Annotated in this window: 25 protein-coding genes; 6 read left to right on the top strand and 19 right to left on the bottom strand. The window is 70.8% G+C overall.

Going from position 1 to position 24778, the window contains the following annotated elements; translation table 11 throughout:
• Positions 1 to 14 precede the first annotated feature (14 nt).
• From RR1_RS08620 to RR1_RS08590, 7 genes are all read right to left on the bottom strand, one after another.
• A complete protein-coding gene (locus RR1_RS08620; RefSeq protein ID WP_010838711.1) occupies positions 15 to 1643 on the bottom strand; it encodes an AMP-binding protein in 1629 nt (542 codons plus the stop codon).
• A 56-nt stretch (positions 1644 to 1699) separates the two neighbouring features.
• Positions 1700 to 3517 (bottom strand): penicillin-binding transpeptidase domain-containing protein, encoded by a 1818-nt coding sequence (locus RR1_RS08615; protein ID WP_010838710.1) that lies wholly within the window; start codon positions 3515 to 3517, stop codon positions 1700 to 1702.
• 48 nt (positions 3518 to 3565) lie between these two features.
• Positions 3566 to 4402 (bottom strand): GNAT family N-acetyltransferase, encoded by an 837-nt coding sequence (locus RR1_RS08610; RefSeq protein WP_010838709.1) that lies wholly within the window; start codon positions 4400 to 4402, stop codon positions 3566 to 3568.
• Positions 4403 to 4454: 52 nt separating this feature from the next.
• Positions 4455 to 5609 (bottom strand): flavodoxin-dependent (E)-4-hydroxy-3-methylbut-2-enyl-diphosphate synthase, encoded by a 1155-nt coding sequence (ispG, locus tag RR1_RS08605; protein ID WP_040773688.1) that lies wholly within the window; start codon positions 5607 to 5609, stop codon positions 4455 to 4457.
• Between the two features lie 61 nt (positions 5610 to 5670).
• Positions 5671 to 6885 (bottom strand): M50 family metallopeptidase, encoded by a 1215-nt coding sequence (locus RR1_RS08600; protein WP_010838707.1) that lies wholly within the window; start codon positions 6883 to 6885, stop codon positions 5671 to 5673.
• Positions 6886 to 6960: 75 nt separating this feature from the next.
• Positions 6961 to 8106, bottom strand: coding sequence for a 1-deoxy-D-xylulose-5-phosphate reductoisomerase (gene dxr / locus RR1_RS08595; RefSeq protein ID WP_010838706.1), 1146 nt, complete (start codon positions 8104 to 8106; stop codon positions 6961 to 6963).
• A 53-nt stretch (positions 8107 to 8159) separates the two neighbouring features.
• The gene (locus RR1_RS08590) at positions 8160 to 9080 is read right to left on the bottom strand and encodes an imine reductase family protein (RefSeq protein WP_010838705.1); all 921 of its coding nucleotides are present in this window, start codon (positions 9078 to 9080) and stop codon (positions 8160 to 8162) included.
• A gap of 80 nt (positions 9081 to 9160) precedes the next feature.
• On the opposite strand from RR1_RS08590, the gene RR1_RS08585 reads away from it, so the two are divergent.
• Positions 9161 to 9505 carry a winged helix-turn-helix transcriptional regulator gene (locus RR1_RS08585; protein ID WP_010838704.1) on the top strand — a complete coding sequence of 115 codons (345 nt, stop codon included), beginning with the start codon at positions 9161 to 9163 and terminating at the stop codon, positions 9503 to 9505.
• 99 nt (positions 9506 to 9604) lie between these two features.
• Positions 9605 to 9874: a DUF2631 domain-containing protein gene (locus RR1_RS08580; RefSeq protein WP_010838703.1), complete on the top strand. Its 270-nt coding sequence runs from the start codon at positions 9605 to 9607 to the stop codon at positions 9872 to 9874.
• A 77-nt stretch (positions 9875 to 9951) separates the two neighbouring features.
• Here the strand turns inward: RR1_RS08580 and rlmN are convergent, their stop codons facing one another.
• Positions 9952 to 11061 carry a dual-specificity RNA methyltransferase RlmN gene (gene rlmN / locus RR1_RS08575; RefSeq protein WP_010838702.1) on the bottom strand — a complete coding sequence of 370 codons (1110 nt, stop codon included), beginning with the start codon at positions 11059 to 11061 and terminating at the stop codon, positions 9952 to 9954.
• Between the two features lie 70 nt (positions 11062 to 11131).
• Between rlmN and RR1_RS08570 the strand changes: the two genes are divergently transcribed.
• Positions 11132 to 11494: a LapA family protein gene (locus RR1_RS08570; protein WP_010838701.1), complete on the top strand. Its 363-nt coding sequence runs from the start codon at positions 11132 to 11134 to the stop codon at positions 11492 to 11494.
• 53 nt (positions 11495 to 11547) lie between these two features.
• The gene (locus RR1_RS08565) at positions 11548 to 12405 is read left to right on the top strand and encodes an HpcH/HpaI aldolase/citrate lyase family protein (protein WP_010838700.1); all 858 of its coding nucleotides are present in this window, start codon (positions 11548 to 11550) and stop codon (positions 12403 to 12405) included.
• A gap of 3 nt (positions 12406 to 12408) precedes the next feature.
• Here the strand turns inward: RR1_RS08565 and RR1_RS08560 are convergent, their stop codons facing one another.
• The 6 genes from RR1_RS08560 to rpsB all read right to left on the bottom strand — a co-directional run bounded on the left by RR1_RS08560 (position 12409) and on the right by rpsB (position 17525).
• On the bottom strand, positions 12409 to 13149 hold the full coding sequence (locus tag RR1_RS08560; RefSeq protein WP_010838699.1) for a class I SAM-dependent methyltransferase: 741 nt from the start codon (positions 13147 to 13149) through the stop codon (positions 12409 to 12411).
• Between the two features lie 27 nt (positions 13150 to 13176).
• Positions 13177 to 14157 carry a phosphatidate cytidylyltransferase gene (locus RR1_RS08555; RefSeq protein ID WP_010838698.1) on the bottom strand — a complete coding sequence of 327 codons (981 nt, stop codon included), beginning with the start codon at positions 14155 to 14157 and terminating at the stop codon, positions 13177 to 13179.
• A gap of 44 nt (positions 14158 to 14201) precedes the next feature.
• Entirely contained in the window at positions 14202 to 14759 is a 558-nt protein-coding gene (frr, locus tag RR1_RS08550) for a ribosome recycling factor (RefSeq protein ID WP_010838697.1), read from the bottom strand.
• A gap of 61 nt (positions 14760 to 14820) precedes the next feature.
• Positions 14821 to 15549 (bottom strand): UMP kinase, encoded by a 729-nt coding sequence (gene pyrH, locus RR1_RS08545; protein ID WP_010838696.1) that lies wholly within the window; start codon positions 15547 to 15549, stop codon positions 14821 to 14823.
• Positions 15550 to 15761: 212 nt separating this feature from the next.
• Complete coding sequence (gene tsf / locus RR1_RS08540) at positions 15762 to 16586, bottom strand: translation elongation factor Ts (protein ID WP_010838695.1); 825 nt, start codon at positions 16584 to 16586, stop codon at positions 15762 to 15764.
• 48 nt (positions 16587 to 16634) lie between these two features.
• A complete protein-coding gene (gene rpsB, locus RR1_RS08535) occupies positions 16635 to 17525 on the bottom strand; it encodes a 30S ribosomal protein S2 (protein ID WP_040773686.1) in 891 nt (296 codons plus the stop codon).
• Positions 17526 to 17936: 411 nt separating this feature from the next.
• On the opposite strand from rpsB, the gene RR1_RS22840 reads away from it, so the two are divergent.
• The gene (locus RR1_RS22840; RefSeq protein ID WP_371836781.1) at positions 17937 to 18503 is read left to right on the top strand and encodes a M23 family metallopeptidase; all 567 of its coding nucleotides are present in this window, start codon (positions 17937 to 17939) and stop codon (positions 18501 to 18503) included.
• A 10-nt stretch (positions 18504 to 18513) separates the two neighbouring features.
• Here RR1_RS22840 and RR1_RS08525 read toward each other — a convergent pair whose 3' ends face one another.
• Positions 18514 to 19467 (bottom strand): tyrosine recombinase XerC, encoded by a 954-nt coding sequence (locus RR1_RS08525; RefSeq protein ID WP_010838692.1) that lies wholly within the window; start codon positions 19465 to 19467, stop codon positions 18514 to 18516.
• A 74-nt stretch (positions 19468 to 19541) separates the two neighbouring features.
• Here RR1_RS08525 and RR1_RS08520 point away from each other — a divergent pair, with 74 nt between their 5' ends.
• Positions 19542 to 20777, top strand: a complete 1236-nt coding sequence (locus RR1_RS08520; RefSeq protein ID WP_010838691.1) for a multidrug effflux MFS transporter — start codon at positions 19542 to 19544, stop codon at positions 20775 to 20777.
• 7 nt (positions 20778 to 20784) lie between these two features.
• On the opposite strand, the gene RR1_RS08515 is transcribed toward RR1_RS08520, so the two are convergent.
• The 4 genes from RR1_RS08515 to RR1_RS08500 form a co-directional block, all read right to left on the bottom strand.
• The gene (locus tag RR1_RS08515; protein ID WP_010838690.1) at positions 20785 to 21561 is read right to left on the bottom strand and encodes a siderophore-interacting protein; all 777 of its coding nucleotides are present in this window, start codon (positions 21559 to 21561) and stop codon (positions 20785 to 20787) included.
• A 69-nt stretch (positions 21562 to 21630) separates the two neighbouring features.
• Positions 21631 to 22755, bottom strand: coding sequence for a DNA-processing protein DprA (gene dprA / locus RR1_RS08510; RefSeq protein ID WP_010838689.1), 1125 nt, complete (start codon positions 22753 to 22755; stop codon positions 21631 to 21633).
• On the bottom strand, positions 22752 to 24260 hold the full coding sequence (locus tag RR1_RS08505) for a YifB family Mg chelatase-like AAA ATPase (RefSeq protein ID WP_010838688.1): 1509 nt from the start codon (positions 24258 to 24260) through the stop codon (positions 22752 to 22754). Before RR1_RS08505 ends, dprA begins: the two co-directional genes overlap by 4 nt.
• Positions 24260 to 24616 (bottom strand): YraN family protein, encoded by a 357-nt coding sequence (locus RR1_RS08500; protein ID WP_010838687.1) that lies wholly within the window; start codon positions 24614 to 24616, stop codon positions 24260 to 24262. The genes RR1_RS08505 and RR1_RS08500 overlap by 1 nt, the downstream gene beginning before the upstream one ends.
• Positions 24617 to 24778 lie beyond the last annotated feature (162 nt).

Below are 24778 nucleotides of genomic sequence, written 5' to 3'. Positions count from 1 at the left end.
GGATCGGGGCGCGCTCAGCCCCGGCGCAAGAGGTACCGCTGCACCTTTCCGCTCGGCGTCTTCGGCAGCGCGTCCACGAAGTGCACCGTGCGCGGGTACGCGTGTGCCGCGAACTTCTCCTTGACGAGCCGCTGCAGTTCGGCGGCGAGAGACTCGGTGCCCACGGCGCCCTCGCGCAGCACGACGAACGCCTCCGCGACCTCGCCGCGCAGCGCGTCGGGGCGTCCCACGACGGCGGCCTCGACGACGTGCTCGTGCATCACGAGCACGCTCTCGACGTCGAACGGGCCGATCCGGTACCCGGCCATGATGATGACGTCGTCGTCGCGCGCCGAGAAGTAGAAGCGGCCCGCGTCGTCGGTCTGCCCCGCGTCGCCCGTGAGATACCACCGGCCGTCGGGCGTGTATCGCGACGCCGTCTTCTCGGGTGCGTCGAGATAGCCTGCGAACCAGAATAATTCGCTCTCGGTGTCGATCGCGACGCGGCCGGCGCTGCCGGGAGCGGCGACGGTGTCCGCATCGTTCTCGAGGACGGCACACACCCACCCGGGCAGTGGGCGGCCCATCGATCCCGCCGGGACGTCCTCACGGAGCCCGTCCGCCCATGCGTTGGCGACGACCATGCCGTGCTCGGTCTGCCCGTAGTGATCGCGCACGACGACACCGAGGGCCGCCGACGACCACTCGACGACGTCGGGTGTGAGCGGCTCGCCCGCGGACGACGCGCGCCGCAGCCACACTCCCGCGGGAGGCGCCGCGCCCGCACGCAGGCTGCGGTAGACCGTGGGCGCAGCCGCGAAGTTGGTGACACCGAACCGTTCCATCACGCCCCACGTGAGGGCGGGCGTGAAGCCGGCACGCACGAGGATGCTGCGCACGCCGCTCGCGAGCGGCGCGAGGATCGCGTAGTAGAGCCCGTACGCCCACCCGGGATCGGCAGCGTTCCAGAACACGTCGTCGTCGCGGACGTCGAGCCCGAACTCCTGGTACGCGTGGAACGCGGCGAGGGCGCGCACCGGGACGGGAACCCCCTTCGGAGTCCCCGTGGTCCCGCTCGTGAACAGTTCGACGAGCACCCCGTCTCCCCCGCTGCGCCACGGCTCACCGCCGCCCGGAGCGTGCTCGGCCAGCAGCCCGGCGAACTCGTCGGCGTCGCCGCCCGCGACGATCGTCGTCCACTCGGGATCGGCGGGCACGTCGTCGCCGGGCGCGAGCTTGGCGAGCTGCTCGGCGTCGACCACGACCACCTTCGTGGCGCTGGCCGTGAGCCGGAAGGCGATCGCCGCCGGCGCGAACGCCGTGAAGAGCGGCACGTGCACAGCCCCGCACCGCCAGATCCCCAGCAGCGCCGTGACGAGTTCCGCCGACTTGCCCATGAGGGTCGCGACGCGATCGCCGGGGCCGATGCCGCGCCCGCGCAGCGCCGCCGCGAACGCCTCCGAGCGGCTGCGGAGTTCACCGTACGTGAGGTCGGCCGCGCTCAGATCGGCGTCGATGATCGTGAACGCGACGGCGTCGGCCGGATGCCGATCGCACAGCAGCTGCGCGGCACACGCGTCCGGCCCGCCGTACTCGTCCACGAGGTCCGCGACACGCGCGGCGAATCGGGGTTGCGGCTGGGCGGGAGAGGTCTCCGTCGGCATCGTCGCTCCTGTGACCGTCGTCTCTTTTCCGGGTGCCGCTCACCCTAACGCGACGATCAGTAGTCCGGCGGAAGCCCGTCGAACATCTGCCGCGTCACCGCGACCGCATTGTCGGAACTGCCGCCCCGCACCACGAGCGTCGCGAACGCGAGATCGCCGCGGTAGCCCACGAACCACGCGTGCGACCCGCCCTCGACCTCGGCCTCGCCTGTCTTCCCGTACACCTCGCCCTGATCCGCGATGCGGTCGGCGGTGCCCGACGTCACGACGAGCCGCATCATCGCGCGCAGCCCCTCGATCGTCTCGGGGTCCACCGGCGGCCGCTCGCCGGCGACCGCAGTCTCCGCGCCGACGAGCAGCCGCGGCGTCGGCGCGGACCCGTGTGCGACGGTCGCGGCCGCCATGGCCATGCCCATCGGGCTCACCAGCACCCTGCCCTGGCCGAAACCGTCCTCGGTGCGCTGCACGAGATCCGGCGCGGGAGGGACGGATCCGGCCGAGACGGGAACACCGACGACGTCGTATTCCGGGCCGATGCCGAACTGCGCCGCGGCGCGTGTCAGATCGTCCGCCGCCATCTCGCTCGCGAGTTTCGCGAACGTGGTGTTGCACGAACGCGCGAACGCCGTCGCCATGGGCACCGTGCCGAGCGAGAAGCCGTTGTAGTTGGGGACGCTGCGTTCGCCGATGACGATCGAACCCGGGCACGGCACCGGGCTGTCGGGACCGGCGAGACCCGACTCCATCGCCGCCGCGGCGGTGATCATCTTGAACGTCGAGCCGGGCGGATAGAGCCCCGTCGTCGCGACCGGGCCGTCCCGGTCGGCGGCCTCGTTCTGCGCGACCGCGAGGACGTCCCCCGTCGACGGCTGCACCACGACGGTCATCGCCTGCTCGACCCGCGCATCGACCGCCGCCTGGGCCGCGATCTGGACGCGGCGATCGAGGCTGATCGAGAACGACGGCGCGGGCTCCGGCGGGGTCTCGGTGAGGACGCCGACATCCGCGCCGTTGCGGTTCACCGTCACGACGGACCAGCCCGCCGTGCCGTCGACCTCGTCGACGACGGCCTTCTTCACCTGATCGACGAGATCGGGCGCGAACGCGCGGTCCGTCGAGACGAGATCGGCCTCGTCACCGACCGAAACACCCGGAATCGCCGCGAGCACCCCTTCGACCGTCGCGTAGTCGTCGTCCCGCAACCGCATCACGAGGTAGTCGCCGCCGGTGCCCGTCGCCGATTCGACCAGTCCCTGCACCGTGAGATCCGGCTCGAAGGGACGCAGCGCATCGGTGAGCGCACGCGCCGACGCCACGACGTCGTCGGCGGCACTCGCATCGAACCGGATGCGATGGACGATCCCCGGCACGAGGACGTCGCTGCCCGATCGCTCGTTGACGCGCGCACGCGGCGGTGTGGTCGCACGCAACTCCATCCGCTGCGTGTCGCCCAGCCGGGGATGCAGATCGGTCGCGGACCACCGGACCTGCCAGTCGCCGCCCGAGCGCGCCATACGCATCTCCCCGGTGTACGTCCAGACGCGGTCCTTCGGCAGGTGCCATTCGTAGGTGTACTCGACGGTTGCCGTGTCGCCGCTCCCGCGCGACTCACCGGCGGTCGCGACGAGCGTCTCGGCCTGCAACGACGACCACGCCGAGTCGAGCGCACCTCGCGCATCGTCCGGGCGGTCCGACAGCGCGGCGGCCCCGGCGGTGTCCCCGGCGGCGACGGCGTCGAGGAAGCGCTGCGCCGCCGCGGTGGGTCCGTCCGCACCCGGGCTGCACGCGGTCACCGTCGCGGCCGCACACACCGCGACGGCGAGGGCGAGAGCACGCCGCACACCACGGGAGACGTCGTCGACGGGGCCGGTCACGCCGCAATGCTAGGGGTGGCGCCCACCGATCGCGCGGAGCCGCGGCGGTCAGTCGAGCAGGATTGTGGCGAACGTCGCGACCTGCTCGAACCCGATCCGGGCGTACGCGGCGCGCGCCGGAGTGTTGAACGAATTGACGTACAGGCTCGCGGCACGTCCCGAATCGACGATCGCGCGGGCCACCGTCGCCGTTCCGGCCGAACCGAGCCCCTCCCCCCTCCGCTCGGGCACGACCCACACACCCTGGATCTGCCCGACGGCACGCGACATCGATCCGATCTCCGCCTTGAAGACGACCTCGCCGTCCTCGAACCGCGCGAACGCGCGACCCGCGCGCACCAGGCTCTCGACCCGGCGCCGGTAGGCGCGGCCGCCGTCGTGAGCGCGGGGATCGACGCCGACCTCCTCGGTGAACATCGCGACCGCCGCGGGCAGATAGCTGTCGAGCTCCTCGAGACGCACGCGGCGGACCCGGGAGTCGGCGAGACACCGCGCCGCACCGGTCAGGGCCAGCAACGGCTGCTCGGCCCGGACCTCGCGCGCGGGACCCCAGTGGAACTCGAGGTGTGCCCACAGCGGGAGGGTCAGTTCGGCGCGGCCGACGAGCGACGAACAGGTTCGGGGCGCACGCGCGGCACGATCGGCGAAGGCGCGGACGTCCTCTGCCGAGCCTCGCAGCGGAACCAGATTGGCCCCCGAGAAACACAGCGACTGGGTCGCGCCGCCCCTGCTCCACAACTCGCCGTGGATCTTCCGGGGGTCGGTGCCGTGCTCCTCGACACGCGCCGCGACCATGCAGGACGCGACGGGATCGCCACCGAACACGGCGAGGATCTCGGGGAGATCCCGATCACCGAGCGGCCGCGCACCGAGAAGCTTGAGCATGACAACACAGTGCCACGAACCACACTCGCCCGGTAGGGACGGTGGGAAAACGTCAGCCGACGCTCACGACCGGATCGCCCGCGGCGTCGTCACCCATCTCCTCGGCGATGCGCATCGCCTCCTCGATGAGGGTCTCGACGATCTGCGCCTCGGGAACGGTCTTGATGACCTCGCCCTTCACGAAGATCTGGCCCTTGCCGTTGCCGGACGCGACACCGAGATCGGCCTCGCGCGCCTCGCCGGGACCGTTGACGACGCACCCCATCACGGCGACACGCAGCGGAACCTCCATCCCCTCGAGGCCGGCGGTGACCTCGTCGGCGAGCGTGTAGACGTCGACCTGGGCGCGCCCGCACGACGGGCACGAGACGATCTCGAGCTTGCGGGGACGCAGGTTGAGCGACTGCAGAATCTGGGTGCCGACCTTGATCTCCTCGGCGGGCGGAGCCGACAGCGAGACGCGGATCGTGTCGCCGATGCCCTCGGACAGGAGTGCACCGAACGCGACCGCGGACTTGACGGTGCCCTGGAAGGCCGGTCCCGCCTCGGTGACGCCGAGGTGCAGCGGGTAGTCGCACTGCGCCGCGAGCTGGCGGTACGCCTCGACCATGATCACCGGGTCGTTGTGCTTCACGGAGATCTTGATGTCGCCGAAGCCGTGCTCCTCGAACAGCCCGGCCTCCCACAGCGCCGACTCGACGAGCGCCTCGGGCGTCGCCTTGCCGTACTTCTGCATCAGCCGAGGGTCGAGCGAACCTGCGTTGACACCGATCCGGATCGGGATGCCCGCGTCACCGGCCGCCTTCGCGACCTCGCCGACGCGGCCGTCGAACTCCTTGATGTTGCCGGGGTTCACCCGCACCGCGGCGCAGCCGGCGTCGATCGCCGCGAAGATGTAGCGCGGCTGGAAGTGGATGTCGGCGATCACCGGGATCTGGCTCTTGCGGGCGATCGTCGCGAGCGCGTCGGCGTCCTCCTGACGCGGGCACGCCACCCGGACGATGTCGCAGCCCGCGGCGGTGAGCTCGGCGATCTGCTGCAGCGTCGCGTTGACGTCGTGCGTCTTGGTGGTGCACATCGACTGCACCGAGATCGGATGGTCGCTGCCGACGCCGACGGACCCGACCTGGAGTTGGCGGGTGGTGCGGCGAGGTGCGAGGACGGCAGCAGGGGCCGCCGGCATACCCAATCCGACAGATGTGCTCACGTGAAGTGCCTTCTTCTCTGGTCTCGATGCGCCGGACGCTGGTCGGTCGCGATTCTACCGATCAGGGAAATATCTTGATCGGGTTGACGATGTCGGCGGTCAGCGTCAACAGCATGAACGCACCGCCGACCACCACGAACACGTATGTCACGGGTAACAGCTTGGTGTAGTCGACGGGGCCGCCGATCGGCTTGCCGCGCTTCTCCCGCAGCCAGTTGCGGATGCGCTCGTAGATCGCGACCGCCATGTGGCCGCCGTCGAGCGGCAGCAGCGGGAGGATGTTGAATGCACCGAGGAAGAAGTTCAGGCTCGCGAGCAGGCTGATGAACATCGCGATCTCGCCGCGCTCGGCCGCCTGCCCGCCGATGACGCTCGCGCCGACGACGCTCACCGGGGTGTCGAGCCCGCGCTCGCCGCCCGCGATCGCGTGCCACAGGTCCACTGCCTTGCTCGGCAGCGTGATCAGCGCCTGGAACGTCGCCTTGAAGATGTCGCCGGTGTACACGAACGTCGCGGGGACGGCGCTGAGCGCGTTGTAGTCGAGCATCGCCGGCGGGCCGGCGGCACCGATCGCGCCGACCGTCTCGAGCCGCGGCTGCTGACCCGCACCGTCGACGACGTAACGCTCGACTTCCTGCACGTCGACGGGGAGTGTCAGCTCCTGGCCTTCGCGCTCGATCCGGTAATCGGTGAGCCCGGCCGATTCCTGCGTCTCGCGAACGACGTCGCTCCACTCGGGCGTCTCGGTTCCGCCGACCGCGACGATCGTGTCGCCCGGCCGGATTCCGGCGGCTCCGGCCGGTCCGGCGCCTTCGCACGGTGCCAGCGCGTACTCGGGCGGACCACCCTGCGTAGCGGCAACACAGGGGGTCTCGGTGATCAGCCCGCTGTGATCACGATTCGGCAGGCCCCACCCGACGGCGAGAACCCAGATGAGGACGATGCCGAGCAGGAAGTTCATCGCGATGCCGCCGACCATGACGACGAGCCGCTTCCACGTCTTCTGCTTGTACATCGCGCGGTCGACCTCGTCGGGCGCGAGTTCGTCGAGCGCCGTCATGCCCGCGATGTCGCAGAACCCGCCCGCGGGGATCGCCTTGAGCCCGTACTCGGTCTCCCCGCGCCGGAACGAGAAGATCCGCGGCCCGAAGCCGATGAAGTAGCGCCGGACCTTCATGCCGAGCGCCTTCGCCGTCCACATGTGCCCGGCCTCGTGCAGTGCGATGGATATCGCGATTCCGAGAGCGAACAGCAGCACGCCCAGTGCGAACACCATCGAGAGCTAGCCTTTCGTCTTCCGAGTTCCCCGCGCCGATCACGCCGCGGTCGTCACGCGACGAGCCGGTGCGATCTACGACACGAGAGCCCGCGCACGAGCGCGGGCCCATCGGTCCGCCGCGAGAACGTCGTCCACAGTACTGGGCGTCGCTGAGAACTCCCCTGCCGCCGCGAGAACCTTCTCCACCGTACGGACGATGGCGGGGAAGGTGATCGCGCCGCCCAAGAACGCCTCGGCCGCGACCTCGTTCGCCGCGTTGTACACCGCGGGGAGCGAGCCGCCGCCCGTCCCGGCTGCGCGCGCGAGCGAGACGGCGGGAAAGACCTCGTCGTCGAGCGGCTCGAACGTCCACGTCGACGCCGTCGTGAAATCGCACGCCGCGGCCGCGCCCGCGATCCGGTCGGGCCAGCCGAGCGCGAGGGCGATCGGCAGCCGCATGTCGGGTGGGCTCGCCTGCGCGAGGGTCGAGCCGTCCACGAAGGTCACCATCGAATGGACGATGGACTGCGGGTGGACGACGGTGTCGATCCGGTCGTACGGGACGCCGAACAGCAGGTGCGTCTCGAGGAGTTCGAGGCCCTTGTTCACGAGCGTCGCCGAGTTGAGCGTGTTCATCGGCCCCATCGACCACGTCGGGTGCTTGCCCGCCTGCTCGGGGGTCACCGACTCCAGATCCTCGGCCGACCAGCCGAGGAACGGACCTCCCGACGCCGTGAGCACGAGGCGATCGACCTCGGCCGCCGTGCCGCCGCGCAGGCACTGTGCGAGCGCCGAGTGCTCGGAGTCGACGGGGACGATCTGGCCCGGCGCCGCGGCCGCGGTCACGAGCGGCCCCCCGGCGACGAGCGACTCCTTGTTCGCGAGGGCGAGCCGGGCACCCGATTCGAGTGCCGCGAGCGTCGGTGGCAGTCCCAGCGACCCGACGAGTGCGTTGAGGACGACGTCCGCCTCCGTCTCCCGCACGAGATCCGTCGCGGCATTCGGGCCCGACCGGGCCGGGACGTCGAGCCGCGCCGCCGCCTCGGAGTCGGCCACCGCGATCTCCCGGACCCCGGTCGCGGCGATCTGCTCGGCGAGCAGCTCGATGTTTCCCCCGCCCGCGGCGAGCCCGACGACCTCGAAACGCTCCGGATTCGCGGCGATCACCTCGAGGGCCTGGGTGCCGATGGAACCGGTGCTGCCGAGCAGCAGAACGCGTGTCGGTCGGGTGTCGTCCATGCCGTCATTGTGGCGCACGCGGATCGGCGCGCCCGAGCGCACCCGCGGCTCTCTCAGCGCGGCCGCAGATCCTCGAACACGACGTCCCAGTCGGTGCCGGCGGCGCGATGGCGCAGTGCCGCCCACGAGGCGTCGCGGACGACGGCGGCGTGCGCGGCGTCGACACCCGCCTCGCTACTCGCGGCGACGATCTTGTCGAGGAACGCCGTGCACATGTCGAGCCGCGCCTGGCCGGTGTCGTAACCCCGCGCCGTCGCGTTCGCCGCCAGGCCGGCGAGCGAGTGCCCGAGCGTCCGGGTGATCGTCTCGCCGTAGGGCAGGAACCGCTCGGCGTCGATACCGTTCGCCTCCGCGAGCGCCGTGGCGTGCAGGTACGCGTACATCCCCGCGAAGAAGACGTCGAGCATCGCGAGATCGAGCGCGGGCGGGACCCGATGATCGTCCCCGACGACGTCGACGGTGCCGCCGAGCATCTCGAGGATCGGCCGTGCACGCGCGACGTCCTCCGGGTCACCGGCGTACAGCACGGTGTTCTCGGGCGTCCCGATCAGCGGCGTCGGCACCATGATCGCGGCGGTGACGTACCGGACGCCGAGTTCTCGTGCCCGGGTAGCAGATTCGGCGGCGTCCTGGGGCGTTCCGGTCGAGGCATGGACGACGACCGCGTCCGGCGGCAGCTCGTCCGCGAGCGCCGCGATCACGTCGCGCCCGACGGCGTGATCGCGCACGCACACGACGACGACGTCGGCCGCCGCGGCAGCGTCGGACGGAGTCTGCGCGGCCCGGGCGTCCCCGAGGCCGAGCACGTCGAGCTCCTTCGGCGTGCGGTTCCAGACGGCGACGTCCGCGCCCGCCCCCAGCAGCGCCGCTGCCAGCGCCACTCCCATCGGACCGAGCCCTAGAACGGCCGTGCGGTGGGATGCTGTTGCGACAGCCTCGTTCGTGGCGTTCGTGACATTCGTGGAGTTCGTCATGACTTCACGGTCGCACCGCACGCGGCCGAACAGAAGTACGCACAACAAGGTGCGTACGCACCTCGAGGTGAGGAGGCCCGATGGACCATCCGGACTACGACTGCGGGGTGAACGTCGCGTTCGACGTCGTCGGGACGAAGTGGAAACCGACGATTCTGTGGTGCCTGTCGCAGGGAGCCCGCCGATTCGCGGCCCTCCGTCGCGAGGTCGGCGCGATCTCCGAAAAGGTGCTGGCGCAGCAACTCCGCGAACTCGAACGCGACGGCATCGTCACCCGCACTGTCCACGAGGGCTTCCCGCTCCGGGTCGAGTACACGCTCACCGAGCGCGGTACGCGCCTCGACGCCGCCCTCACGGCGGTCGCCGAATGGGGCGAGCAGAACGTCGATCACGTCGTCGCCGCACGCGCGAGCGCCCACGCCTGAACGGCACGCGCCGCCCCGAACGTGCGGGGCGCGAAGCAACGACACACTGTCGTATGCCACGATATGAGCACCCGTTTCGGATGAGCAGGAGGATCGATCGTGACCGGTACCCAACTGGAGCCGTCCAGCAGTGACCCCGTCGTGGTCGGCAAGGTGGACACGGCGGAGGTTCCGTCGGCGGCATGGGGCTGGAGCGGCGAAGCGCCCCGGTTCTTCCGTTTCCTCGGCTGGTTCTTCTCGCTCTTCCTGCTGGCGATGCTCATCGGCAACCATCACGGACGTGTCGAGGACCTCTACCTCATCGGCCTCGCCGGCCTGATGATCGTGGCGCTCGTGATCGACATCGTGCGCAGGCGTCGGCCGCGGTAGCAGCCGACAGACGACAGACGCGAGTGGGGCGGGCCGATGGCCCGCCCCACTCGCGTTTCTCGTCTCGACCGGCCGGGTCAGCTCTCGGCGGCCAGCTGCCCGCACGCGGCGGCGATCTCCTGACCGCGGGTGTCGCGCACGGTGCACGAGACACCCTGCGCGCGGACCCGGCGCACGAACTCGCGCTCGACGTCCTTGGGGCTCGCGTCCCACTTGCTGCCGGGAGTCGGATTGAGCGGGATCAGGTTGACGTGCGCGTACTGGCCGAGCGCCTTGCGGAGCTTCGTCCCGAGCATGTCCGCGCGCCACGGCTGATCGTTGATGTCACGGATGAGCGCGTACTCGATCGAGACGCGCCGGCCCGTCGAATCGGCGTAGTACCGCGCGGCGTCCAGCACCTCACGCACCGACCACCGGTTGTTGACGGGCACGAGGGTGTCGCGCAGTTCGTCGTCGGGCGTGTGCAGCGACACCGCGAGGGTGACGCCGAGCTTCTCGTCGGCGAGTTTGCGGATCGCCGGAGCCAGCCCGACCGTCGACACCGTGACGTTGCGGTGGGAGATCCCGAAGCCGTCGGGCGGCGCCGAGGTGATGCGCCGCACCGCCGCGACGACGCGCTTGTAGTTCGCGAACGGCTCCCCCATCCCCATGAAGACGATGTTGGACAACCTGCCCGGCCCGCCGTGGATCTCGCCGTCGCGCATCGCGCGCGCCGCCGAACGCACCTGATCGACGATCTCCGCCGTCGAGAGGTTGCGCTGGAGCCCGGCCTGGCCGGTCGCGCAGAACGGGCACGCCATCCCGCAGCCCGCCTGACTCGAGATGCACAGCGTCGCGCGATCGGGGTACCGCATGAGGACGCTCTCGAGCAGGCTGCCGTCGTGGGCGCGCCACAGCGTCTTGCGGGTCTCGCCGTCGTCGCACGCGACGTTGCGGATCTCCTGCAGCAGCGGCGGGAACAGTTTCTCGGCGATCGCGCTGCGGACGCCGGCGGGCAGATCCGTCATCGCGTCGGGCTCGGACTCGAGCCGCGCGTAGTACTGCCGCGCGATCTGATCGGCCCGGAAACCCGGCAACCCGAGCTCGGTCACCGCGGCGCGGCGATCGGCCGGATCGAGGTCGGCGAAGTGGCGCGGCGGCAGGCCGCGCTTGGGTGCGTCGAACACGAGGGGAAGAGGCGATGCCATAACGGATCCATTCTCGCACGAGATGCGTGTCGTCCCACAAAAGCGGACTCGGGTGGGACAAGATCGGCCCATGTCGACAACACCGAACGATCCCTCGTCTTTCCCGGACGACGCCAAGGGTGATCGAATCGACACAGGCGGCGACCACACGACCGCCGGACACCCGCAGCACCGCGGTGGCTACGACGAGGTCCGGCACACTCGCGCCGCGGCGACCTGGACCGGCCTGATCATCGGCATCGTCGTACTGATCGTGCTGCTCATCTTCATTCTCCAGAATCTCGACAGCACTCCCCTGCACTTCCTCGGCTGGCAGACGGAGCTACCGCTCGGCGTCGCGCTCCTCTTCGCCGCGATTGCCGGCGCCATCATCGTCGCGCTCGCGGGCGGCATCCGTATCCTGCAGATTCGCCGAGCCGCCAAGCGGCGCTGACGGGCCCGGCCACCGCCGACCGGCCCACGAGGGCGCGCCGATAAGCTGGAGACATGAGTTCTCCGGCCCGTAGTCACGATCACGCTCCTGCGCACGACCCCATCGATCCTGCGCACGCGCGTTCGTGGCAACTGGTCACCGCCGCCGAGCCCGATCGCTTCGACGACGCCGAACGGGGCGAGGCCGACGCGATCATCCTCGATGTCGAGGACGGCGTGCCCGATTCGGGCAAACACGCAGCACGCGCAGCCGTCGCCGCCTGGCTCGGCGACGGCCACCGAGCGTGGGTGCGCATCAACGCCGCGACGACGGCGTTCTGGGAGGACGACCTCGCCGCGCTCGCCGGGTGCGAGACGCTCGCGGGCGTCATGCTCGCGAAGGTCGAGAGCGGATCGCAGGCCGAGGCGACGGCGGACCGGCTTCGGCCCGGCACCCCGATCCTCGCGCTCGTCGAATCCGCGACCGGGCTCGAGGCCGCCCCCGAGATCGCCCGCTCGCACGCGGTCTTCCGGCTCGCGTTCGGCAGCGGCGATTTCCGCCGCGACACCGGCTTCGACGCCTCGGACGTCGCGATGTCCTATCCGCGGGCACGGCTGGCCGTGACGAGCCGGGCCGCACGCATCGCACCGCCGATCGACGGCCCCACGCTCGGCGTCGACGCCGACGGCCTGCGTCTCGCGTGCGCGACGACCCGCGCCATGGGGATGACCGGCAAGCTGTGCATGCACACCGCCGACGCGGCCGTCGTCAACGAGGCACTGAGCCCGTCGCAGTCGGAGACGCGCTGGGCACACTCGGTCATCGAGCGGCTCGGCCGCGACGGCTCCGGCATCCGCTCGGGAAGCGAGCGGCCGCAACTCGCGGAGGCGCTGAAGATCACCGAACGCGCCGAGGTCTTCGGGATCGCCTGACGCTCAGACCGGTTCGATGCCGCGCGGCCGGCGCCGCCAATGCACGCGATAGCGCACGTCGAGCGCCGTCCCGACGGTCCCGGCCACGGCGCGTGCGGCCGTCCGGGGCGTGAACTCGATCCCCAGCACCGCGGCCAGATCCTCGCGGCTCTCGAACTCCCAGCGCGTGTCGACCCTGCGGCACCCGAACCCCTGGACGTCGAAGAAGGTCTCGACCGCAGCGGGGTCGTACTGCGCGAGATCCGCCCGCATCCACGCGCCGTACGGGTGCGCCGTCGCATCGAGATCGACGACGACGAGGATGCCACCCGGACGCAGGACGCGCATCGCCTCCGCGATGCCGGGGCCGCACCCCGGGCCGAAGAAGTAGGCGGTGCGGGCGTGCACGACGTCGACGCTCGCGTCGGGCAGCGGAAGCGCTTCGGCGCCCGCACGGTGCACCTCCACTCCGGCGAGCCCCGCGATCCGCTCCCGCGCCGCGGCGGCCAGCGGCGGATGCGGCTCGACGCCCACGACCCGCGACGCCGTCGCAGCGAACCTTGGGAGATGAAAGCCCGATCCGCACCCCACGTCGACGACGACGCCCGACCAGTCGGCCAGGTCCGCCAGGGCGGCGAACACCGCGCCGTCGACGTCCTGCGCGCGGTTCTCGATCTCGTAGAGCGCCGGCCAGTGCCAGATGTTGGGGCTCGGGATCGGAGCGCCCGGATCCCGCGTACGACCGAAGCCCGCTCGTGCCCTCACACGCAGCCCGTCACACCGACGCTCCCGTCACACGAGGGCAGCGAGCACGAGCCACGTGACGAACGCCGACGGCAGGAGCGAGTCGAGACGATCCATGATGCCGCCGTGTCCCGGCAGCAGCGTCCCCATGTCCTTGATCTTCAGTTCCCGCTTGACCTGCGACTCGATCAGATCGCCGAGCGTTCCCGTCACGACGAGCACGACGCCCAGCAGCACACCGATCATCGAGTGGGCACCCAGGATGAGCGTCACCGACGCGAGGCTGCCGAGGACCGCGAACAGCATGGAACCGACGAAGCCCTCCCAGGACTTCTTCGGGCTGATCCGGGGCACCATCGGGTGCTTGCCGAAGAGGACACCCGCGACGTAGCCGCCGATGTCCGAACACACGACGGCGATCATGAGCACGAAGACGCGGCCGGCGCCGTCGTCCTCCTGCACCATGAGCGTCGCGAACGACGCGAGCAGCGGAATCCACGCCGCGACGAAGATCGTGACCGCGGTGTCGCGGAGGTAGTTGCGCGGCGTCGCCCCGAGACCGTGATCGAACAAGCGCCACGCCATGCAGACGAGGGCCGTACCGGCGAACCCTGCCAGCGTGCCCGTCGTCCCGAACGGCCAGCCGAGCCAGATGATCGCCTGACCACCGAGCAGCAACGGAATCCGCGGAATCGACATCCCGGCTTCCGAGAGCCGCTTGGTCACCTCCCACGTCGCGATCGCCATCGCGATGCCCACGACCGCGTACCACGCCATCGGTGCCAGCGCGAGCACGAGAATCACGAGCAGGCCGAGGCCACCACCCACGCCGATCGCCGCGGGAAGGTTGCGGCCGGTCCGTGAGGCCGGCTGTGCGGCGGGATCCGCGACGGGCGGAGCGGCAGGATCGCCGGACACCGCCTGCGCGTCGTCCTCGCTGCTGCCGCGCGTCGCACCGTCGCGCTTCTCGTTGTCCGCTGGCAACGTCACCTGTCCCCGTTCGTGTGCGGCGGTCGCTCGACTCGTCATGTCTCGGAAGCCGTGATGTGTGGCTGTAGGTCGAGGCGGAGGCCTCAGACCTCCATCAACTCGCCTTCCTTGTGCTTGACGAGTTCCTCGATCTGCGCGACGTACTTCGCGGTCGTCTTGTCGAGATCCTTCTCGGCGCGGCCGACCTCGTCCTCCCCCGCCTCGCCGTCCTTCTGGATCCGGCCGAGTTCTTCCATCGACTTGCGCCGAACGTTGCGGATCGAGACCTTGGCGTCCTCGCCCTTCGACTTCGCCTGCTTGACGAGCTCGCGGCGACGCTCCTCCGTCAGCTGCGGGATGGCGATCCGGATGACGTTGCCGTCGTTCGACGGATTGACGCCAAGATCCGAGTTGCGGATCGCGGTCTCGATCGCTCCGAGCTGCGACGCCTCGTAGGGCTTGACGACGACGAGCCGCGCCTCGGGAGCATTGATGCTCGCGAGCTGCGTGATGGGCGTGAGCGCGCCGTAGTAGTCGATCGCGATGCGGTTGAACATCCCGGGGTTCGCGCGGCCGGTACGGATCGACCCGAGATCGTCCTTGGCGACGGAGACGGCCTTCTCCATCTTCTCCTCGGCCTCGAAGAGCGCTTCATCGATCACGGCGGATCCTCCATCTCGTGGGTTCGGGCATCTCGTGGATTGTGTCGGGCCGCGCCGGGCGTCAGCTCGAGACGAGTGTTCCGATCTTCTCACCCATCACGGCGCGCGCGATGTTGCCCTCCACGAGCAGGTTGAAGACCATCATCGGCATGTTGTTGTCCATGCAGAGACTGAACGCGGTCGCATCGGCGACCTTGAGTTCCTGCTCGATGACCTCGCGATGGGTGATCTCGCTGTAGAGCACGGCGTCGGGGTCGGTCCGGGGGTCGCCGCTGTAGACGCCGTCGACTCCCTTGGCCATGAGCACGACGTCGGCGCCGATCTCGAGTGCGCGCTGCGCTGCGGTCGTGTCCGTCGAGAAGTACGGCATCCCCATGCCGGCGCCGAAGATGACGACGCGCCCCTTCTCGAGGTGACGCTGCGCGCGCAGCGGGATGTAGGGCTCGGCGACCTGGCCCATCGTGATCGCCGTCTGCACGCGGGTGTCGATGCCTTCCTTCTCCAGGAAGTCCTGCAGCGCGAGCGAGTTCATGACGGTGCCGAGCATGCCCATGTAGTCCGAGCGCGCGCGATCGAGACCGCGCTGCTGCAGCTCGGCGCCGCGGAAGAAGTTGCCACCGCCGATGACGACAGCGACCTGCACACCCGAACGCACGACGCCCGCGATCTGCTCGGCGACCTTCTGCACGACGTTCGGGTCGAGTCCCACGCCGCCGCCCCCGAACATCTCGCCCCCGAGCTTGAGCAGGACTCTGCGGAATCCGGGGCGTTCGGAGTTGGTGTCGGTCATGGTTCTCCCTCCGTTCGGGGCGTACGGCGCGTTCGGGGCGTACGGCGCATTCGGGGCACAGGCGCCTCCAGGGCATGGCGCCGGCGAACCGGGCAGGAACCGCCGGGTCTCATCCTGCCACGGGGTGGGTCCGGGCCGACGGTGGCCGGGCGGACCCGGACACGGGTAGGCCCCGCCGACGATGTCTCGTGGCGGGGCCTACCCGTGGGGTGTCAGTTGGTGCCGACCTCGAACCGGACGAACCGGGTCACGGTCGCACCGGACTCGTCGAGAAGCGCCTTGACGGTCTTCTTCGAGTCCTGGACGGACGGCTGATCGAGCAGCACGACGTCCTTGTAGTAGCCGTTGAGGCGACCTTCGACGATCTTCGGCAGCGCCTGCTCCGGCTTGCCTTCTGCCTTCGCGGTCTCCTCGGCGATACGACGCTCGGTCTCGACGACGTCCGCGGGGACCTCGTCGCGAGTGACGTACTTCGCCTTGAGCGCTGCGACCTGCATCGCGGCACCACGTGCGGCCTCGGCAGCTGCGTCGCCCCCGCCCTCGTACTGGACGAGAACACCGACGGCAGGCGGCAGGTCGGCTGCACGCTTGTGCAGGTAGACCGCGGTCGAGCCGTCGAAGATGGCGTACTTGCTCAGTTCGAGCTTCTCGCCGATCTTCGCCGACTGCTCCTGGACCAGCGTCTCGACCGAGGTGCCGTCGATCTCGAGGGCCTTGAGCGCCTCGAGGTCGGCCGGACGCTGCTCGGCAGCGGCCGTGACGATCTTGTCGGCGAGCGCGATGAACGCATCGTTCTTGGCGACGAAGTCGGTCTCGGAATCGAGCTCGATCAGCGCGCCGCCCTTCGCGACGACGAGGCCTTCGCCCGTCGTGCGCTCCGCACGCTTGCCGACGTCCTTCGCACCCTTGATGCGGAGGGCCTCGACGGCCTTGTCGAAGTCGCCGTCCGCGTCGGCGAGCGCGTTCTTGCACGCCATCATTCCGGAGCCGGTGAGCTCCCGGAGCCGCTTGACATCAGCGGCGGTGTAGTTCGCCATCTGGCGAGCCTCCTTCGGGGGAAGTCTTCGAGAGAAAGACGACTGGTCTCAGGCCTGCTTCTCGGCGTCCGCGACGTCCGCGGGAGCCTCGGCGAGCTTCGAGTCGGCCTCGGCGACGGCCTCACGCGGCGCCTCGGGGCCACCCTCGGTGATGCCGTCGGCGGTTGCGGACTGCGCGAGCAGCTCCTGCTCCCACTCGGCCAGCGGCTCGGCGCTCGCGTCGGGCTTCGCCTCGGCGTCGTTCGAGCGGCCCGCGCGTGCCTGCAGTCCCTCGGCCACGGCCGACGCGACGACGCGCGTGAGCAGTGCCGCGCTGCGGATCGCGTCGTCGTTGCCCGGGATCGGGTAGTCGACGAGGTCGGGATCGCAGTTGGTGTCGAGGATCGCGACGACCGGGATGTTCAGCTTGCGCGCCTCGGAGACCGCGAGGTGCTCCTTGTTGGTGTCGACGATCCACACGGCCGAGGGAACCTTCGCCATGTCGCGGATACCGCCGAGCGTGCGCTCGAGCTTGGTCTTCTCGCGGGTCAGCATCAGGATTTCCTTCTTGGTGCGACCCTCGAAGCCACCCGTCTGCTCCATCGACTCGAGTTCCTTCAGGCGCAGCAGGCGCTTGTGGACGGTCGTGAAGTTGGTGAGCATGCCGCCGAGCCAGCGCTGGTTGACGTACGGCATCCCGACACGGGTCGCCTCGTCCGCGATGGACTCCTGGGCCTGCTTCTTGGTACCGACGAACAGGATGGTGCCGCCGTGCGCGACGGTCTCCTTGACGAACTCGTACGCCTTGTCGATGTACGTGAGCGTCTGCTGCAGGTCGATGATGTAGATGCCGTTGCGGTCGGTGAAGATGAACCGCTTCATCTTCGGGTTCCAGCGGCGGGTCTGGTGCCCGAAGTGTGCGCCGCTGTCGAGCAGCTGCTTCATGGTCACAACAGCCATGGCTGATGTTCTCGCTTTCGTGTTCGGTTGATGCACGTCGTCGGCGACGACGTGCCCTGGCGCCCGCAGGCTGCCGGGCAACTCGGTGGAATCCACCGAGAGGACCAGCCGACAGCCGGATGTGCGCGGACGCGCGAAGTCGGCCCGCTCGCGCCCCTGTCTGCCGTTTCGGGCGGACCGGGTGCGGGACGAGCCGCTGGTGCGGATGCGTGGTGCCCCTCCGGCGCGAGCCGGACGGCGGACACGATCCGCTCGCCCAGTGTACGGCGTCGCAGCCCCGATCCCCAATCGCCCCTGCACATCGCCGCGACTCCCGCAACCGCTGCGGGCCCGGTTGTGGACGGCGACCGCGCTCTCCCCAGTCCCGGACGCGCACCTGCCGCGGCCGCGCCCGTCGCCGACAGTGGTGACGTGCCCACCGACCCGCGGCCGCGAATCCGCCGACGACGTCCGTTCGTGCGCGCCGCCGCCGCAGTGCTCGGCGCAGCCGCACTGCTGGTCACGGTGCCGTCCGGCGCCCCGCCCGCGCGTGCCGCACCCGACCGCCCGTTCGACTGGCCGCTCGCCCCGCGCCCGACGATCGCGCGCGAGTTCGACCGGCCCGAACAGAACTGGCTGCCCGGCCATCGCGGCGTGGATCTCGCGGGCGCACCCGAGCGCGCGGTCCTCGCCGCGGGGGTGGGCATCGTCGCGTTCGCCGGAGACGTCGCAGGGCGCCCCGTCGTCTCGGTGGATCACCCGGGAGGCCTGCGCACGACCTACGAGCCGGTGACCGCACGCGTCACCGTCGGGACACGCGTCGGCAAGGGAACCGTGCTCGGCTACCTCGAGGCCGGGCACACCGGGTGCGGCCACGCCGCATGCCTGCACTGGGGGGTTCGCCGCGGTCGCGAGTACCTCGATCCGACCCGGCTGGTGTGGGTCTCCCCCATCCGGCTGCTGCCGGTCGGCACGGGCGGCGGGCGCGCCCGTCCGTGACCGGGGAGGGTCAGCCGCGCGGGTGAGCCCTGCTGTGGACGGCGCGCAGCCGCTCGACCGAGACGTGCGTGTAGAGCTGCGTCGTCGCGAGACTCGCGTGTCCCAGCAGTTCCTGCACGACGCGCAGATCGGCGCCGCCTTCGAGCAGATGGGTCGCAGCCGTGTGCCGGAGCCCGTGCGGCGCGAGATCCGGGGCGCCCGGAACCGCGCGGGTCACCTCGTGCACGACGCGGCGAACCTGACGCGGATCGAGCCGCCCGCCGCGTGCGCCCAGCCAGAGTGCGCTGCCGGAGGTCTCCGTCGCGAGCGCCGGACGGCCGACCTCGAGCCAGCGGCCGAGCGCGTCCGCGGCCGGCGCACCGTAGGGCACGACCCGCTCACGGTCGCCCTTGCCGATCACGCGCAGAACGCGGCGCTCGTGATCGACCGACTCGAGATCCAGCCCGCACAGCTCCGACACCCGAATGCCCGTCGCGTAGAGCACTTCCACCGCTGCGCGGTCGCGCACGGCGATCGGATCGCCTTCGTCCGCGCCGGCCGCCGCGGCCTGGAGCGCCGCCGCGGCGTCGTCCCGATCGAGCACCGTGGGCAGCGTCCGCTGCGGCCGCGGCGCGCCGAGCCGTGCCGCAGGGTCCGATGCCACACGCCGGGTGCGCACGAGCCACGCGGTGAAGCCGCGCGCCGACGACGCCCGGCGCGTGATCGTCGAGCGCGCGACCCCCGCGTCCGACTGCGCGGCCAGCCACGATCGCAGCGTGTGAATGTCGATGTCGCCGGCGTTCGCCTCGGGGTCGCGCGCACGTAGATGATCGAGCAGCGAGCGCACGTCGGCGGTGTAGGCACGAATCGTGTTCTCGGAGCGGCCTCTCCCGAGTCGCAGATCCTCGGCGTACGCGGTGAGCAGATCCGCGAGCGGCGCGGGCAGCGGTTCGGGGCGGGCGGCGGTCGTCACGGCACCCAGCATCGGGGCACCCGAGGGAATACTTCAAGCGCCGAGCCGATTGACTGTGTTTCGTGACGCGAACGATACGACCGGCCATGCTGCTCGTCCTGGCGCTGATCTCCGCGATCGCGCCGCTGTCGATGGACATGTATCTGCCGGGAATGCCCGCGATGGCCGACGGCCTCGGAACGAGCGCGTCGACGGTGCAGCTGACGCTCACCACGTTCACGGCCGGTCTCGGCCTCGGCCAGTTGCTCGTCGGCCCACTCTCCGACGGACTCGGCCGCCGACGGCTCATGGTGGGGGCGACCACCGTCACCGCCGTCGCGGCGATCGCGTGCGCGCTCGCCCCCACGATCGAGATCCTCGTCGCCGTCCGCGCGGTGCACGGCTTCGCGGGCGGCGCCGCCATCGTGCTCGCGCGCGCCGCGGTCGCCGATCGGGCTACGGGCGACGAGGCGGCCCGGTTGTTCAGCCTGCTCATGGTCATCACCGGAATCGCCCCCATCGTCGCGCCGCTCCTGGGCGGCGCGCTCGTCGGGCCGTTCGGCTGGCGCGGCATCTTCTGGGTGCTCGCGGGGCTCGCCGTCGTCATGGCCGTCGGCGCGATCACCTTCGTGCCCGAGACGCTTCCCCCGGAACACCGCAAGACCGGTGGGCTGCGCGCCCTCGCGTCGAACGTCGCCGCCGTCTCGCGCAATCGGCGCTATCTCGGGTACGCGATCGGGTTCATCGCGTCGTTCGGGGCGATGTTCGCCTACATCTCGGCATCGCCGTTCGTGTACCAGGACGTGCTCGGGCGCTCGCCCGGCGAGTTCTCGATCGCCTTCGCCGTGAACGCCACGGGCATCGTGCTCGCAACGACGATCAATGCCCGCGTCGTCGGCCGCATCCACGCCCGCACGATGCTGCTGGTCGGCGTCTCCATGATCGTCGCGGGCGGATTCGGAGTGGCGATCCTCGTTCTCACGTCGTCCTCCCCCGCATGGTGGGCCGTCACGGCCGCACTGTTCGTGTCGGTATCCGGCATGGGCTTCGTGCTCGGCAATGCGACCGCGCTCGCACAGAGCGAGGTCAGGTACGCCGCCGGGACGGGCGCCGCGCTCATGGGGGCGGGGCAGTTCCTCCTCGCCGCCGCGGTCTCGCCACTCGTCGGGCTCGCGGGCTCGGAATCGGCCGTGCCCATGGCGATCGCGATCCCCTCGTTCGGGTTGCTCGCGCTCGCGGCGGTCCTGGTGCTCACCCGTGGCGGTGCTGCGCACGACGGGACGACCGATCCGGCCGGTGAGGACGCGGACCTGACCGCGCCCTCACCGAGCCGCGAATCCTGACGGCTGCTCAGCCGACGGCTTCACGCTCCGACAGTTCGCGCTTCCAGACGCGGAAGCCTTCTTCGGTCCGGCCCCGGCGCCAGTATCCGGAGATCGACGCACGCGCCGCGGGAACACCGCGCTCCTTGCGGATGTACGGGCGCAGGTTGTGCATGACCGCCTGTGCCTCACCGTGCACGAAGACGTGCGGCTCGCCGGCTCGCCACGGCAGCGACTTCACGGCGCCGACGAGAGGCGCGTTGTCGCCGGCGCGCTCGTCGGTGGCCTCGTCGCTGGACGCGCCGCGATGGACCCAGTGAACCGTGACTCCGGCGGGAGCGGCGAGGTCGATCTCGTCGGCCGTGCCGCCGACCTCGATGACGGCATCACCCACGGCGCTCTCGGGAAGTGCCGAGAGCGCCGCACCGATCGCGGGGATCGCGGTCTCGTCGCCGGCGAGCAGATGCCAGTCGGCCGACGGGTCCGGGGCGTACGCACCGCCGGGACCGCGCAGCGTCAGCGTGTCACCGGGCCGTGCGGCGGTGGCCCACGGCCCCGCGACACCGATGTCGCCGTGGACGACGAAGTCGATCGCGATCTCGCGCCGCTCGGTGTCGACGGAACGGATCGTGTAGGTACGCAGCACGGTCTCGCCGTCGACGTCGAACTCGGCCTTGACGTACATGTCGGTGAACGAGCTGGGCACGAACTCGTCGAAGCCCGGCCCGCCGAGGTACACCCGCACGAGATGCGGTGCGATGCGCTCGGTTCGGAGCACCGTCACGGTCGCGGTCGGTTTGGCCACGAGGCCCCCTTCCAGGGTGGATTTAGGGTTACCTAACCGAACCTACCTCACCCGCGCACACGGCGCCGCTCACCGCACCCGCCGCCACCCGGCGTCCTCCCCGGCCACGAACCCCTCGAGTTCGAGCAACGGCAGTACCGCGCGCACGTTCTCGATGCGCACCCCCGACTCGCGGGAGAGTTCGAGCGGCGAGCACGTCTCGTGCGCAGGCAGTGCCTCGTAGACGAGCAGCGTCTCGCCGCTGAGCACGTCCGTGTCGCGGACCACCGCCGCGTCGTCGCGACTCACGGAACCGAGCGGCGCGACGAGTTCGGCGACGTCCGTCGCGCTTCCGACGAGGATCGCCTCGTTCTCGCGGATCAGCCGATTGCACCCGACCGAGGCCGCGGACGTCACCGGGCCGGGAACCGCCATGACCACCCGGCCGAGACGGCGCCCCCAGCCCGCGGTGTTGTGCGCGCCGCTGCGCCAGCCCGCCTCGACCACGACGACGCCGTCCGACACTCCGGCGACGAGCCGGTTGCGCGCGAGGAACCGGTGGCGCGCGGGTGTCGTGCCGGGTGGATACTCGCTGACGATCGCGCCGTCGCGCGCGATCGACGTCAGCAGCCGGGCGTGCCCGCTCGGGTACGCGCGGTCCACCCCGCACGCGAGGACGGCGACCGTCACGCCGCCGACACCGAGCGCGCCGCGGTGTGCCGCTGCGTCGATCCCGAACGCGGCACCGGAGACGATCGTCCAGCCGTCCGCGGCGAGATCACCTGCCAGCTGGGCCGTCACGTGTGCGCCGTACTCGCTCGCCGCCCGCGTCCCGACGACGGCGACCGCGCGTTCGGTCAGATCCGCCAGCGACCGCCCCCCACGAACCCACAGCCCGATCGGCGCCGCGTCGTCCACCCGGTCGAGCCGGTCGAAGCCGAGCAAGCGCCACTGCGGCCACTCGTCGTCCTCGGGGATGACGAACCGCCCACCCATTGCCGCGATTGCATCGAGATCCGCAGCAGCGGTGTCGATCTCGGCGCGTGCGGCAGTGCGGCCGGAGATCTCGGTGGAGGCCATGCCGTCGCGGATCGCGCGCGCAGCCTCCTGCGCGCCGACTTCGCCGATCAGCGCGCCGACGCGGCGGTCTGGACGGCACAGCACTCGGGACAGATACGCCCGCGCGAGACGATCGGGATCGTGCGTCGTGGTCATCGCAGCCCCCTGCCGCGGAATCCGAGTGCGGTGGTGACGTGATCCCGGGAGGGCTCCGCCGCGCCGGCGAGGTCGGCGACCGTCCAGGCCACGCGCAGCGCCCGGTCCGCTCCCCTGGCCGTGACGACGCCGAGCCGCAGCGCCTTCTCGAGCGGCGCGAGTGCCTCGCGCGGCAGCCGGAAACGTTGCCGCAGCACCGGACCCGGGACCTCCGCGTTCGTGTGCCATCCGAACTCGCGCCACCGCGCTCCGGCCGCGGCGCGCGCCGCCGCGACCCGCGCGCGTACGACCTCCGTCGATTCGCCCGCCTCGCCCATCAACGCGCTCGACCCGACGGCGTGCAGTTGCACCCGAAGATCGACACGGTCGAGCAGTGGGCCCGAGAGCTTCCCGAGGTAGCGGCGCCGCGCTGCCGGCGGACAGATGCAATCCGCCTCCCTCGGCGGTGCGCACGGGCACGGGTTCGCCGCAAGGACGAGCTGGAATCGTGCCGGATAGCGCGCCACGCCGTCGCGGCGCGCGATCCGGACCTCGCCGTCCTCGAGCGGAGTCCGCAGCGATTCGAGCACCTTCGTTCCGATCTCGGCGCACTCGTCGAGAAACAGCACGCCGCGGTGCGCCCTGCTCACCGCGCCGGGTTTCGCGAGACCGCTGCCCCCGCCCACGATCGCGCTGATCGACGCCGTGTGGTGCGGCGCGACGAACGGCGGGTGATCGACGAGCGGACGACCGATCGGAAGGATCCCCGCGATCGAGTGCACCGCCGTCACCTCGAGCGACTCCGCGTCGGTCAGCGGCGGCAGGATCCCCGGAAGCCGTTGGGCCAGCATCGTCTTCCCTGCGCCGGGTGGGCCGGTGAGCATGAGGTGGTGGCCGCCGGCCGCCGCGACCTCCATCGCCCACCGTGCCTCGCTCTGCCCGACGACCTCGCTCAGGTCCGGGCCCGGGACCGCGTCGGCGGGCTCGGGCGGCGACGGCGAGTCGAGTTCGGCCTCACCGCGCAGCCAGCTCAGCACCCGCCGGAGATCCGGGGCGCCCAGCACCTCGATCTCGCCCACGAGACCGGCCTCGGGCAGCGCGGCCGACGGCACGACGACGCGCTGCCATCCCGCGGCGCGCGCGGTGAGGACGGCCGGAAGCACACCGCGTACCGACCGGAGCCTGCCGTCGAGAGCGAGCTCCCCGAGAAAGACCGTGTCGCCCAGACGATCCGGCTTGATCTGCTTCGCGGCGTCCATGACGGCGACCACCAGTGCGAGGTCGTAGACGCTGCCGACCTTCGGCAGCGTCGCCGGTGACAACGCGAGGATCACCTTCGAATCGGGCCACTGCTCACCGCAGTTGGCGGCAGCGGCGCGCACCCGATCGCGTGCCTCCGACAACGCGGTGTCCGGCAGCCCGACGAGATGAACCCCGGGGAGACCCCGTCCGATGTCGGCTTCGATCTCGACCATCTGGCCGTCGATTCCGGCGACCGCGACCGAGTAGGCCCGTCCGAGCGACATCAGAACGCGCCCTTGACGTGGTCGATCCGCGGCGCATATCCGCGCCGGACGAGCACCGACACGACGTCGAAACGCACACTCGCCCACGACCGCTCGCTCGTCCGCAGCCAAGCGACTCCGAGCGCACGGATCCTCCGCTGTTTGAGCGGGGTCACCGCTTCTGCGGGCGTGCCGTAACCGAGACCCGTGCGCGTCTTCACCTCGACGAAGACCGCACACTCCGAGTCCGCAGCGATCAGATCGAGCTCACCCGCCCGCGTCCGCCAGTTGCGGTCGAGGATCTCCATGCCGGACTCGACCAGATATCGCGCCGCCAGTTCCTCGCCGTGCGAACCGAGTTCGGTACGCGCATTCATCGCTCAGCCCCCCACATGATCGCCGTCCCGCACCGGGATTCCGTCGCCGGGACACCCGGTGTCCGCGACGCACGACCATGCTCGCGGCAGGGACCGACGCCGGACCCCGTCGGAGGACCCGGCTGTGGAGAGTCCGTGACCTGTGGATGGACGCCGGACCGG

The sequence above is a fragment of the Rhodococcus rhodnii NBRC 100604 genome (genome assembly GCF_001894925.1).
Taxonomy (GTDB): Bacteria; Actinomycetota; Actinomycetes; order Mycobacteriales; family Mycobacteriaceae; genus Rhodococcus_F; species Rhodococcus_F rhodnii.
This window is presented reverse-complemented; position numbering and strand designations above follow the sequence as displayed.